The organism is Actinobaculum suis (assembly GCF_900102025.1).
GTDB lineage: Bacteria > Actinomycetota > Actinomycetes > Actinomycetales > Actinomycetaceae > Actinobaculum > Actinobaculum suis.
Map to the genome: position 1 here is coordinate 1 of NZ_FNAU01000022.1, position 12,929 is coordinate 12,929.

Genomic DNA, 12,929 nt, shown 5'->3' on the forward strand with positions numbered 1-12,929 from the left:
CCAGGCCCCAGACACCTTCGAAAAACACGCGTCAGCTACACTTGACCTTGCAGCATAAACACCACCCCCATGTCCACTTTCCGGGGGTCGGGCCCCGCGGCACATCAATTTGCAACGGCCCGTAATTAGACTGCACCGTCTTTGCATACGACCCATTACGAGCATTAGTGGACCCCGACTCTAACCGGCCTTGCCGATCCCCGGATTTATAACCCAAATGAGCATCCATCTCGGCTTGCAAACCCCGCGTAATCGAGGCTTGAATCAACGAACGCACCAAATCATTAGCATCATCCGTACTCACCGCTAAATCATCAATAAGCGCCGAAATCTCAGGATTCTCCAACAGCTTTTTCTCCAGCGCCTTCACCCGCGCCGCATCTTCAACATCACGCCCAACCATAGACACCATCATCACTCATTCCTACAAGTAAGCACCACCTCCATACACAAACCACCTGACACAGCCTTGGACACTCACCTTCTGCACCACTTCAACTATTTCCCAGCACTCCTCCTCTAACTCTAGAACGCCTTCACCCATTTAGACATCGACGAATGTCGATACTCTTGGTCCACGCTTTTCGATGGCACGCGATCTAACCGACAGATATCTTGGTTGTGTCCACACAAATCACACACGCAAGGAACTCATCAATGAAAGACTGGATTGAACAACATATCTGGCGTTTCTCGCTGATACTCACGATTATTTTCGCGCCCCTCATTATTTGGGGTTCTTGGGACCTCATCGGAGAGGTGCAACCTATTGCCCTTCGCATCGCGATTTTCGCGGGCGAGCTTGCGGTTACGTATATTGGCCTTGGCCTCTTGCTTATGTGGAACCGCTACACGCAGCGCAAATACCGCGAAAAGGGCATTATCGAGTGATACTCCCGGGCCGGGCCACCACAATGGCGGCCTGGCCCAGCCGCAAGGTTTCTCAAGGTGCCAATATCCAGCAGGCCAACATCCAGCAGGCCAACATTCAGCAGGCCAATATCCAGCAGGCCAATATTCAGCAGGTCAATATCCAGCAGGCCGATATTAGGCAGCACGCATCCCACGAAACTCAGGAGTGGTAAGCCACGAAAATTGCAGGGCTCCCTCATTTTCTACGCAGAAGTAGATAGTCACCATGGTCACTGTGAAAAAGACCGCGGAGCAGGCAAGAACAGCGAAGTTCTCAGAATAAAGAACAGCGAAAGTTCGCAGAATATACAAACCGCGAGGTGAATAAAGCGATCGGAACCAACGGAATTGGCGAAACACACAGGGCCTCGGAGCTTGCAAAGCAAAGGACCACAAGTAGGTGAACACCGCGTAGCGGGTGGAGCGAGCGGACCTGACGCAGTTGACCTGCGCAAATAGGTACACGCTAAAGATAGCCATCTGGAAAACCGGCGGCTAAAAAGACCGAATCCATCCGCCCCAGACGCAGATAAACCATCCAGCAAATAATCCTGGCAATAACCTGTGCAAAAAATAAGTGATTCCCGCTTAATCATACGGGAGTAAAACCGCGCGTTCACGCCCAAAAGTCCCAGTTCAGAGCAACTTTTTATGCCTGCGAAAACGGCGCGAAAATCGTCCTAAAACAGTCCGTTTAACCTCCGATAATCTCCGGTTTAGGCGGTGGTCGATACCCGTGAACCACCACGACACAGGGGGATACATGGCAACCCATACATCCATCCATGACAACACGCCCGGCCGCGATGCTGGCTCGGAGCACCAGGAAGCGCACGCCCAAGCAACGGGCCAGGCAACGGGCCAAGCAGCGGCCCAGGCGCAGGCTACCAAGCAGCCAGCCAAGCAGCCGGCCACGCCAGCGGCAACGTCTACCGCACCCGCAGCAGTTCCAACTGTTGATGAGCTAGCGCGCCGCGCTCACCAAGCTCTCCACGAGTTCTCGCCTTTCGATCAGCAGGCCATTAACAAGATCGTGCACGCGATGGCCTTGGCGGGTGTGGATAACCACATGCACTTGGCTCGCCTGGCAGTGGAAGAAACCGGCCGCGGCCTGTTTGAGGATAAATGCGTAAAGAACCTCTTCGCCACTGAGTATGTGTGGAATTCGATCAAGTACGACCGTACCGTTGGCGTGATCCATGAAGATACCCAGCGCGGGATCACCCAAATCGCAGAACCGGTGGGCGTGGTGGCCGGCGTCACCCCGGTAACGAATCCTACCTCCACGGTCATGTTCAAATCGCTCATCTCGATTATGACGCGCAATCCGATCATCTTCGCTTTCCACCCCAGCGCCCAGGAGTCTTCTGCCGCGGCCGCCCGCATTATGTATTCGGCAGCGCGCGCGGCGGGCGCGCCCGAACATTGCATCCAGTGGATCGAAGAACCTTCGATGGAAAAGACCCACGCTTTGCTCAACCACCCGCTCGTTTCCCTCACTTTGGCTACCGGTGGGGCGGGCATGGTTAAATCGGCCTATTCCACGGGCAAGCCGGCTCTCGGCGTCGGCCCCGGAAACGTACCGGTGTACATCGAAAAGAGCGCGCGCATTGAACGCACCGTAAACGATCTGCTGCTTTCGAAAACTTTCGATAACGGCATGATTTGCGCTTCTGAGCAGGCGCTTTTCATTGATTCCGAAATCGCGGAAAAGGTAATTGCCGAATTTGTGCGCATGGGTTCGTATGTGCTCAGCGCTACCGAACGCCAGCAGCTGCAGGATTACATGATCACGGAGAAAGGCACCGTGGCCGCGGAATTGGCCGGCCAAAACGCGCTCAAGATTGCGCGCGGAGCCGGGCTGGAAGTCCCCGCGGGCACGAAGCTGCTTTTGGTGCCGATTGAAGGTGTGGGGCCGGAACATCCCTTCTCGCAGGAAAAGCTGTGCCCGGTGCTCGGGTTCATGGAAGTTTCCGGCAAGGAAGAAGGTTTCCGGCGTTCGCAAGACATGCTGAATTTCGGGGGCTTAGGGCATACCGCAGTTATCCACACCCAAAACGGCCTGGTAGAACGCGAGTTCGGGCTGGCAATGAATGCTTGCCGTATTATCGTGAACTCGCCTTCCGCGATCGGTGGGATTGGTGACGTCTATAACGGGTTGATTCCTTCGCTCACGCTCGGGTGCGGTTCTTATGGCCGTAACTCGGTTTCGCACAACGTTTCCGCCATTGACCTCATCAATATTAAGAGCTCGGCCGAAAGGCGCAATAATATGCAGTGGTTTAAAGTCCCGCCGAAGACGTATTTCGAACGCTACTCCGTGCAGTACCTGCAGAAGATGCCTGCCATCGAGCGCGTGTTTATCGTCACCGACCCGGGCATGATGGAACACGGATATGTAGATATTCTGATCCACCATTTGAAGCTACGTAAGAACAATGTGGCTTGGAGTATTTTCTCCGATGTGGAACCGAACCCTACTTCCAACACGGTTTTCAAGGGCGCCCAGCAGATGCACGATTTCAAACCGGATTGCATTATTGCGCTCGGCGGCGGTTCGCCGATGGACGCGGCGAAGGTCATGTGGCTGTTCTATGAGGAACCGGAAGCTTCCTACTTTGGGATGAAGCAGAAGTTTATGGATATCCGCAAGCGTACCTACCGGTTCCCGAAGCTGGGAGCGAAGGCGCGTTTCGTGGCGATTCCGACCACTTCCGGTACGGGTGCGGAATGCACGCCTTTCGCGGTAATCACCGATTCGGAAACGCATATGAAGTACCCGCTGGCTGATTATGCGATCACCCCGGATGTGGCGATCGTGGATGCCCAGTTTGTGGATTCGGTGCCGCGTCGCACTGCCGTAGATTCGGGAATGGATGCGCTTACGCACGCGATCGAATCCTATATTTCGGTAATGGCTTCGGATTACACGCGCGGGCTTTCTTTGCGTGCCGCCCAAATGATTTTCGAGAACCTGCGGCCGGCGGTGTTGGAGAACGACGTCGAAGCTAAAGAACGCATGCATAACGCCTCCGCGCTGGCGGGTATGGCTTTCGCTAACGCGTTCCTCGGGATTGTGCATTCGCTTTCTCACAAGTGCGGGGCGGAATTCGATATTGCGCACGGGCGGGCCAATGCGATCTTCTTGCCGCACGTGTTGCGCTACAACGCCACGCGCCCGTACAAGCACGCCATGTTCCCGAAATATGAGTCTTTCCAAGCGGATAAGGATCTGGCTACGCTCGCCCGTTACCTGGGCTTCCCCGCTTCGACCACTGAGGAAGGCGTGGAATCAATGATCCGCGAAGTCACCAGCCTGGCCGAAGATTTGGGTGTGGATATGTCCCTGCGCGGGAACGGGGTGACCCGCGAACATCTGGACCGCGTGATCGACGGGCTGGCCTACCAGGCTTTTGAAGACCAGTGCACTACCGCTAACCCGGTACAGCCCCTGGTTTCCGATCTGAAGCGGCTGATTTTGGATGCCTACGAAGGTGAGCTCGGGTATTGCGAGAAGAATCTGGATCCTTCCGCCTGGCAGATCGATCTGGAACGCGGCGATGCGGCCCGCGGCATTTCCAGCGCCGATCCGGTGCTCCCCGGCACGCTCGGTGCCGCCGCCGAGGCTAAGGCTGAAGGCGCTGCGGGGGCAGCAGCTGGTGATACTCCGGCTGTTGAGGCTAATGCGGCTGAGCTTGCCGCACTCGGCGACGCCGGCCTTTCCGGCATCGCCGCAGCCGGGGCCGCCGTGGGCGCTCCGGGCGACCACAAGCATGTGCCTTCCGGCCTGCCCGTGGTCCTCTCCACCGAGCTAAACGAACACACCGGCCCGCAAGCCGAATAAAGAGTAGATACCAGATGCCAAGTGCTGGCCCCGGCCTTTTACGCCGGGGCCTTCACCTATACGCCCCTTGCCGCACTTATGAGTTCCTTGCCGCGAGTTGTTATGTACTACGATATTCGTGATCAAATAAGGAGGTGGCATGGCCAGCGACCGGGTAATAGGTGCAGTCTCGCAAATCATGGACGCAATCCTGGATAAGAGGTTCTCCCCCGGGGATCCTTTGCCTCCGGAAACTGAGCTGGCCCAGTGGCTGGGCGTATCGCGACCAACCATGCGCGAAGCCGTCCGCTCCCTCGCCGAGCGTGGGGTTTTGCGGGTGGTGCATGGGCGCGGTACTTTTGTGGCCGATCCTCACACTTGGAAGGACCCGCGGTCCATAATTACCTGGATGTCCCGGAACTGTTCTCGCAGGCAATTGGGTATTCACCTGGTGGAAACGCGCCGCATGATCGAAGTGGGGGCGAGCGGGCTTGCCGCCGCGCGGCGTACCGATCTGCAAATCGCTGATATGCGCCAGATTCTAGATGCTTATGCGCAAGCTTCCGCGGAGAACGACGTCGAACGTGCCACCCAACTAGACCTGGACTTCCACAATTCCATTATGAGCGCCAGCGGCAATCCACTTCTCGCCGCACTTTTAGATCCCCTGGCGGAAGCCCTCCTCGATTCGCGGCGCCACACCACCGAATTTCCGGAAGTGCGCAAACGCGCCGCTGGCCACCACGAGAACATTTTTGCCACAATCGCGGCCAACGATCCTACCGCTGCTAAACAGGCCATGCGGGCACACATGGATCAAACCCGCGACGATATCCTCACCCTCCTCAAGGACTGATTCACCCGCCGCGCGGATTTGCCCCTACCCCATACACACTAAGCAGGTTTCCAGATTGCCCACACTCCTCTGAGATCTGGTTGACAAGGCGCGCTCTTGAACTTTAGTCTGTGTGGACCTCAGACCTCTGAGCACTGGTGCTCGGAGGTTGCGTTTGGGCCGGAGTTCCCAAATCGCCATGAGGCTAAGACAAAGGAGTTCAGATGGGCATATCCCTTGCCGAATTAACAGCCGGTATGCCAGATCCGGTAGAAACCCCGGCCGCGCAGGTGCGCGCTGCGAACGCACATGCCCCGGTGCTTATCGTGTTAGACGATGACCCTACGGGCACGCAATCTGTAGCCGATCTTCCCGTGCTCACCAGCTGGAATGTTTCCGATCTTGAGTGGGGCTTACAAACCGGGAAACCCGCGGTGTATGTGATGACCAATTCCCGTTCGCTTTCCCCGGAAGATGCGGAACGGGTCAATCGTGAAGTCGCTACGGCCGCATATGCTGCCGCGCGCAAACTGGGCGATATTCCGATCAGTTTTGTTTCTCGTTCAGATTCGACGATGCGAGGCCATTTCCCGCTCGAACCGGACGTGTTGGCAGACTGCATCAAAGCTGAAACCGGGCGGGAGGTAGACGGCGTCGTAATTGTTCCCGCTTTTGCAGACGCCGGCCGCATCACTGTAAAAGGCACCCACTATGCCGGTTCGCTTGCCGATGGGTTCGTACCCGTGGGCGAAACCGAATTTGCCAAGGACGCTACTTTCGGGTACCACGCTTCGTACCTTCCCGCGTGGGTGGAGGAGAAAACGGCCGGGCGCGTGCCTGCTAGCCAAGTGCTCCTCATCGATCTGGAAACTCTACGTACCGGCACCGCCGGGGTGGCCGATATTTTGCGGCAAGCTTCCGGACGCCAACCCATTGTGTGTGATGTGACCTGCGAAGACGATCTGCGGCTGTTGGCCCTCGCGCTGGCCACCGTAGAAGGCGAAGGCAAGAGCTTCCTGTACCGCGTAGGGCCGCCGTTTGTGCGGGCGCGGATCGGGCAGGAAACGCGGGCCCCGCTCACGGCCGCCGAAATTCAGGAAGCACGGCTGGGTACCGACTTTGCTACCGGCGGGCTGATAGTAGTCGGTTCGCACGTGGCACTCACTACCCGCCAGCTCGACAATTTGCGGGAGGCGCAGGCACCTACCGAATACGAAATCGACGTGGCAAAGGTGCTTGACCCGCAAACCCGCGAAGCACATCTGGCGCAAATCGTGGAGGCCGTAGCGGCAGACCTCGCGCAGGAAAACGTGGTGGTACGTACTTCTCGCACCCTCGTTACCGGCACGGATGGGGCGGCTTCGCTCGATATCTCGCGGCAGGTTTCGAGTGCGGTGGTTGCGGTGGTACAAGGTGTGCTGGCACGCCGCCGGCCACGTTTCGTAATCGCCAAGGGTGGGATTACTTCCTCCGACGTGGCCTCGAAGGGGCTGGGAATTCGCTACGCAACAGTACTCGGCCCCATGCTCCCCGGGATTGTTTCCGCCTGGCGCGGAGAAAACGAACCGGCGCGTGGCATTCCCTACATCGTCTTCGCCGGAAACGTGGGCGATGAAACCTCCCTCACCCAAGTTGTGGAAAAACTATCTGCCTAATAAGCGGCAAGAAAAGAAAGCATACGTAGGCAAAACTAAGGCAAAGGAGCCACGAAAATGACCATTATTTCAGCACTTGGCTTGGGCGCTATGGGCCTGCCCATGGCCACCAACCTGGCAAAGAACGAAGCCTTTACCGTGCGCGGATTCGATCCGCTAGAGGCTTGCCGCACCCGGGCGGAAGCAGCCGGGATCGAAACTTTCGCGAGCGCGCGGGAAGCAGCTACGGGCGCGGATGTGGTGCTCGTTGCGGTACGCGATCAGCAGCAACTCAATGCGGTTTTGCATGGGGAAGATGGTGTTGTTGCGGTACTCGAACCGGGCGCGGCAATTATTTTGACTTCCACCGTGGGGGTCGCGGTAGCGGAAACGGCCGGCGCAGAATTGGCGGCCGCACAACTGGACCTGGTGGATGCCCCGATTTCGGGTGGGCCGGCCCGGGCGGGTGAAGGCGATCTGCTCGTCGTCGTTGGCGCTACGGACGCCGCTTGGGAAAAGACCCGCCCGGTATTGGAACAAATGGCCGGCAACCTGGTACGCGTGGGCGATACTCCGGGTAAGGGCCAGGCCATGAAGACGGTGAACCAGCTCCTGTGCGGGGTACATATCGCTGCCGCGGGCGAGGCTTTGGCACTTGCCCGCAAGCTCGGTTTGGATACCGAGCAGGCCCTGGAGGCGTTGATGTCTGGCGCGGCAGCTTCCTTCATGCTCGGCGATCGGGGTGCCCGGATGCTGCGCGTGTACGACGAAGATGTGGAAGTAAAATCGCGGCTCGATATTTTCGTGAAAGACATGGGGATTGTTACGGACGCGGCGAAGAGCGTGGGCCTTGCCGTACCGGTAGCCGCTGCCGCGCAACAGGAATACCTGATTGGAAGCGCGCAAGGTCTAGCTGCACACGATGATTCGAATGTGATCCGTGTGGTCGCTCCGGAGGCCTAAATGTCTGCGGGGGCCTTATTGGCGATAGCGGCGGTGGCAGTTGCCATCCTCTTGCTGCTGGTTATCAAATTCAAAATGTCTGCCTTCGTGGGGCTGCTCCTGGTTTCTTTGGGAACCGGGTTAGCCACGGGTATTCCCCTCGCCGAAATTATTCCGGTGATGACGGCAGGCATGGGCAAAACCCTCGGTTCGGTAATGATCGTGGTGGGTTTGGGCGCAATGCTCGGCCGAGTGATCGAAGTGGCGGGCGGCGCGGAATCCCTGGCCCAATATTTCACGGCCAAACTCGGGGTGAAACGCGTGGTAGCGGCCGTTACGATAGCTGCCTTTATTTTGGGTATCCCCGTGTTCTTCGACGTCGGGTTCATTATTTTGGCGCCTATCGTTTTCGGTTTCGCGAAGGTAGCGAAAGTCAACCCGCTAAAGATCGGGTTGCCGGTGGCGGGGGTAATGCTCACCGTGCACGTGGTTTTGCCGCCCCATCCGGGGCCGGTGGCCGCCGCCGGAATCTTAGGGGTCGACGCCGGCCACATGATTCTCGTGGGTCTTCCGCTTGCCGCCTTGGCAAGCGTCGTCGGCTACTTCAGCACGAAACTGTTCCGCATTGACAAGCTAACCCTTGGGGATAGCCCGGCGGCCGCCTCGATTGCTACTACCACAGCTGCTGCAGGTGATGGTTCGGGGAACGGAACTGGCAGCGATTCGGGAACTGGTTCGGGAGCTGGTTCGGGTAACGGAACTGGCAGCGGAGCAGGCAACGGATCAGGTAGTGGCGGTACGGTGATCACCGCGCCGCGCGTGAAACCACCCAGTGCGCTCACGGTATGCGCGCTGATTTTGCTACCGATCCTGCAGATCATGGTGGGAACCGTGGGCATGATGCAAACGGAAGAAGGCACGCAGGCACACGGGGTTTTCTCCTTCGTGGGTGCCAGCCCCTTTGCGTTGCTCGTGGCAGTGATCGTGGCTTATCTGGTGATCGGGCACCAGCAGCGTTGGGATCTAGAAAAGCGCGGTTCGATTCTTGATTCGGCTTTGCCTTCGGTGGCAGTAATCGTGTTCGTGACCGGCGCGGGTGGCGTTTTCGCTAACGTGCTGGTGGAATCCGGCATTGGGAAGGCCCTTTCGGACGCGCTGCTTGCCACGAACATTCCGATCATTCTGATGGGCTTTGTGTTGGCAATAGTATTGCGCGCCGCGCAAGGTTCGGCCACTGTGGCAATTTTGACCACGGCCGGGCTGTTGGCAGAGCCCATGGCTCTGGCTGGCTACACCTCCCTGCAAGCCACCTTGGTAACAATCGCGATGTGCTTTGGCGGTATGGCCTTATCCCATATCAACGATTCTGGTTTCTGGATCGTCACCAAGTACCTGGGGCTTTCCGTGCAAGACGGCCTGAAATCGTGGACGCTCCTAACCACAATCATCGGCGTTGCAGGCTTCGTATTTACGTGGCTGCTCTTTGCGCTGGTGTAGGGCCGGAGCCCCAACGGCTAACAGAGCTGGTGTAGGGCCGGAGCCCCAACGGCTAACAGAGCTGGTGTAGGGCCGGAGCCCCAACGGCTAGCAGAGCTGGTGTAGGGCCGGAGCCCCAACGGCTAGCAGAGCCCTAACAGCCGCCGGGTAGATATTCGGCATAGCTATATGCATAGCTATATACATAGCTAGAAAATAGTGGGTCGGTCGCCGTAATGGGTGGCCGGCCCACTATTCGCATACTTCATTCGCATACTTCCAAACCAGCAGCCGCAAGACTGGCAAAAAGTTCGGCCAAGATTTCTGGGCTCGTACCCAAAGCGCGGAGCATACCAATAGTAGAAGAGGCAAGGACCTGCACGTTTTCCGAAGCGGAAAACTCGGCCGGAGCGGCCGGGGCCAGCCCGGCGTCGATCATTGCCCGGCGCATTGGCCCGGCGGCTACCGGGTCTGCCAGGAGCTGCGAAATTGGGGTTTCCCTTGTGATCCGCAAAGGCGCGTTACGGCCTCCGAAGTCAACCCCGAGCTCGCAGCGCAAATCCTGACTGGAAGCAGCCGCATACACAATATGTTCGCCCGGCTCCACGAACCACGCCTTAGCTTGCGGATCCCAATAGGCGAGCTCTTCCCACGGAATCCGGGCAGAAACCCGCGCAGCCTCTCCCGGTTGCAAAGTCACCGCGGCAAAACCCTTCAGCTCGCGTACCGGCCGCGGCGCCACTCGCCGCGGCGGCTGCACATAAAACTGCACAACCTCCCGCCCGGCCCGCGCACCCGTATTCCGCACTTCCACGCTTACCTCCACCGCCATGCCCGCGGAAAACCCGCCAACGCGGGCGGATTCTCGTTTTTCGGCGACGCCGCCGCTTTCCGGCTCCCCGGGAAGATTTCGCCTTAATTCCCCTGCTTGCGTGCGTGCTTGCTGCGCGGTGCCGGCCGCGGCATTTTCCGACCCTCCGCCCGCGGAAAGCGGCTCGCCGGGAAGGAATCGTACCTGCAGGTCAGAATAGTCAAAATGCGTGTAGGAAAGGCCGTGGCCGAAGGGGTAGGTAACGGGGATACGCCGCGCGTCGTACCAGCGATGGCCGGTGAACACGCCTTCCGCGTACTGGTGGTGGCCGAAAGCACCCGGGAAATCCAGGTAGCCGGGCGTATCTTCGAGCCGGGCGGGCACCGTTTCCGCCAATTTGCCGGAAGGATTAATATCCCCGCACAGGATACCCGCCAGGGCTGCTCCCCCACCCTGGCCAGGAAGCCCGGCATCGAGTATTGCCGGCACTACCTGTGCTATTGGTGCTAAACGCACAACCGTTCCATGCATCACCACCGCTACCGTGCGCGGTTGCACCTGCGCCACCGCCCGCGCCAATTCGAGCTGCGCAGCGGGTAATTCAATGTGGGTACGGTCAAAACCTTCCGATTCCGCGTTTTCTGGGAGCCCCAAAAAGACGACGGCCGCGCTCGCGGCCTGCGCTACCGCGAGCGCAGATTCCCGCTCTACCGCAAGCGCGGCATCCCGCACCACCGCGCACGCGGACTCCTGACCTACCGCAAGCGCCGCCTCCCGCGCCACCGCGCACGCGGACTCCTGACCTACCGCAAGCGCCGCCTCCCGCGCCACCGCGCACGCGGACTCCTGACCTACCGCAAGCGACGACTCCTCCGCCCCGGCCGGCAAGCTGGTATCGGCAGCTTGCGGAATAACGTATCCCGGCGCGAAGGTTACGGGGCCGGCCCAGCGCCGGCGAATTTCCGTAAGCGGGATATCCACTTGCGTGGCATTGACATGCGAACTGCCGCCGCCCTGGTAGCGCGGCTGGCGGGCGAACTCGCCAATCACTGCCAAACTCTGGGTTGGGTCCAGCGGCAACGCCGCGTTTTCATTGCGCAAAAGCACGATGGCCTGAGCGGCAACTTCCCGCGCCAGCTCATGGTGTTTGCGATACAGCGCCGCCCGGCTTTTTGGCTTCGCCGGCAAAGCCGGCTTAGCTGCAGATGCGGAGACGGTAGCGGGTTGTGGGGGCGCGGACTCGCCCCCACAACCCGCAGCCAGTTTCGCTGTGGCCGGGGTATTACTGGGCCTGCCGGGGCCGGGCCGTTCCTGGTCAAGCTGGCCCTGGCCAAGCCGTTCCTGGTCTAGACGGCCCAGGCCGAGCCGTTCCTGATCTGGCCGGCCCAGGCCGAGCCTGATCACGCGGGCTGCGGATTCGCGCAGGGACTGGGCTGATAGTTGGCCGGTGCGAACGGCTTGGATGATAGCGGCGTCGTCGTACATACGCGGGCCGGGCATAGCTAGATCGGCGCCGGCAGCGAGCGCGGCCGGGCGGTTGGTGATAGCACCCCAGTCAGAGATCACCGCCCCGGTAAATCCCCATTCGGTGCGTAGGAGGTCGGTGAGGAGCGAGCGGCTTTCAGCCACGCGTTCCCCGTTCAACCGGTTGTAGGAGCACATGATCGCGGCGGGACGAGCGGTGCGGATGGCCCGCACGAAGGGGCGGAAATATACTTCGCGCAGGGCCCGCGTGGAAACTTCGGAGCTCATGGCGCCACGTTCGGTTTCGGCGTCGTTGGCTACGAAGTGTTTCAGGCAGGCACCTACCCCGGTGCTTTGCAGGCCCGTAATCCACGCGGCAGCAAGGTGCCCGGTGAGGATCGGGTCTTCAGAGAAATATTCGAAATTGCGGCCGCCGCGCGGGTCGCGTTTCAGGTTCACGCCTGGGCCGAGCACCACGTCTACTTCCTGCGCGAGCGCTTCTTGGCCGATGGCTTCGCCCACCGCGCGCGCAGTTTCCGGCGCCCAGGTTTGCGCGAGTGCCACCAAAGGTGGGAAACAGGTAGCTGGCACGGAACCAGAAAGTCCCAGGTTGTCGCCGCTGCGCGGGTCTTGTTTGCGCAACCCGTGCGGGCCATCTGACATTACGACGCCGGGGAGCTCGGCTTCGGAAACTTCAGAAATGGGGACTTCGGCTCCGGGGACTTCGGTAACGGGGACATCAGCAGCCGGACCTTCACCAACCGGAACTTCCGCAACCGACCCCTCAGCAACCGGAAACTGAGCAACGCGCGGTACCGGAATGCGCGCGGTGGTCCAAAATGTTTGACCGCCCGTTAGCCGCACCTGGGTTTCTAGGCTGAGCCCAGCCACGAACTCGGCGAGCACGGCGTCGTCTACATGAGGATGCATGGGTGATGGGCCCGACCCCCGGAAAGTGGACATGGGGGTGGTGTTTATGCTGCAAGGTCAAGTGTAGCTGACGCGTGTTTTTCGAAGGTGTCTGGGGCCTGG

The 12,929-nt window shown here is 59.4% G+C and carries 9 protein-coding genes; 7 read left to right on the forward strand and 2 right to left on the reverse strand.

The features are described from left to right. Positions 1 to 31: 31 nt before the first annotated feature. Positions 32 to 415 (reverse strand): transposase, encoded by a 384-nt coding sequence (locus BLT47_RS08505; protein ID WP_074663832.1) that lies wholly within the window; start codon positions 413 to 415, stop codon positions 32 to 34. A gap of 242 nt (positions 416 to 657) precedes the next feature. On the opposite strand from BLT47_RS08505, the gene BLT47_RS08510 reads away from it, so the two are divergent. The 7 genes from BLT47_RS08510 to BLT47_RS08540 all read left to right on the forward strand — a co-directional run bounded on the left by BLT47_RS08510 (position 658) and on the right by BLT47_RS08540 (position 9,643). After that, positions 658 to 891, forward strand: coding sequence for a hypothetical protein (locus BLT47_RS08510; protein ID WP_074663835.1), 234 nt, complete (start codon positions 658 to 660; stop codon positions 889 to 891). Further along, complete coding sequence (locus BLT47_RS08515; RefSeq protein ID WP_074663840.1) at positions 888 to 1,085, forward strand: pentapeptide repeat-containing protein; 198 nt, start codon at positions 888 to 890, stop codon at positions 1,083 to 1,085. The genes BLT47_RS08510 and BLT47_RS08515 overlap by 4 nt, the downstream gene beginning before the upstream one ends. A 590-nt stretch (positions 1,086 to 1,675) precedes the next feature. Continuing rightward, complete coding sequence (gene adhE, locus BLT47_RS08520; protein ID WP_256332591.1) at positions 1,676 to 4,756, forward strand: bifunctional acetaldehyde-CoA/alcohol dehydrogenase; 3,081 nt, start codon at positions 1,676 to 1,678, stop codon at positions 4,754 to 4,756. 139 nt (positions 4,757 to 4,895) lie between these two features. Continuing rightward, positions 4,896 to 5,591, forward strand: coding sequence for a FadR/GntR family transcriptional regulator (locus BLT47_RS08525; protein WP_074663843.1), 696 nt, complete (start codon positions 4,896 to 4,898; stop codon positions 5,589 to 5,591). 203 nt (positions 5,592 to 5,794) lie between these two features. Continuing rightward, positions 5,795 to 7,225, forward strand: a complete 1,431-nt coding sequence (locus BLT47_RS08530) for a four-carbon acid sugar kinase family protein (RefSeq protein WP_074663847.1) — start codon at positions 5,795 to 5,797, stop codon at positions 7,223 to 7,225. Positions 7,226 to 7,282: 57 nt separating this feature from the next. Continuing rightward, complete coding sequence (locus BLT47_RS08535; RefSeq protein ID WP_049618927.1) at positions 7,283 to 8,167, forward strand: NAD(P)-dependent oxidoreductase; 885 nt, start codon at positions 7,283 to 7,285, stop codon at positions 8,165 to 8,167. Beyond that, positions 8,168 to 9,643, forward strand: coding sequence for a GntT/GntP/DsdX family permease (locus tag BLT47_RS08540; RefSeq protein ID WP_074663850.1), 1,476 nt, complete (start codon positions 8,168 to 8,170; stop codon positions 9,641 to 9,643). A 244-nt stretch (positions 9,644 to 9,887) separates the two neighbouring features. Here the strand turns inward: BLT47_RS08540 and BLT47_RS08545 are convergent, their stop codons facing one another. Next, entirely contained in the window at positions 9,888 to 12,827 is a 2,940-nt protein-coding gene (locus BLT47_RS08545) for a glycoside hydrolase family 3 C-terminal domain-containing protein (RefSeq protein ID WP_218122567.1), read from the reverse strand. Between the last annotated feature and the right edge of the window lie 102 nt (positions 12,828 to 12,929).

Bases quoted from the DNA above. Each gene is read 5' to 3' on its own strand.
- BLT47_RS08540 (WP_074663850.1), top strand. From the start codon at position 8,168: ATGTCTGCGGGGGCCTTATTGGCGATAGCGGCGGTGGCAGTTGCCATC.
- BLT47_RS08510 (WP_074663835.1), top strand. From the start codon at position 658: ATGAAAGACTGGATTGAACAACATATCTGGCGTTTCTCGCTGATACTC.
- BLT47_RS08545 (WP_218122567.1), bottom strand. From the start codon at position 12,827: ATGCATCCTCATGTAGACGACGCCGTGCTCGCCGAGTTCGTGGCTGGG.
- adhE (WP_256332591.1), top strand. From the start codon at position 1,676: ATGGCAACCCATACATCCATCCATGACAACACGCCCGGCCGCGATGCT.
- BLT47_RS08505 (WP_074663832.1), bottom strand. From the start codon at position 415: ATGATGGTGTCTATGGTTGGGCGTGATGTTGAAGATGCGGCGCGGGTG.
- BLT47_RS08525 (WP_074663843.1), top strand. From the start codon at position 4,896: ATGGCCAGCGACCGGGTAATAGGTGCAGTCTCGCAAATCATGGACGCA.
- BLT47_RS08535 (WP_049618927.1), top strand. From the start codon at position 7,283: ATGACCATTATTTCAGCACTTGGCTTGGGCGCTATGGGCCTGCCCATG.
- BLT47_RS08530 (WP_074663847.1), top strand. From the start codon at position 5,795: ATGGGCATATCCCTTGCCGAATTAACAGCCGGTATGCCAGATCCGGTA.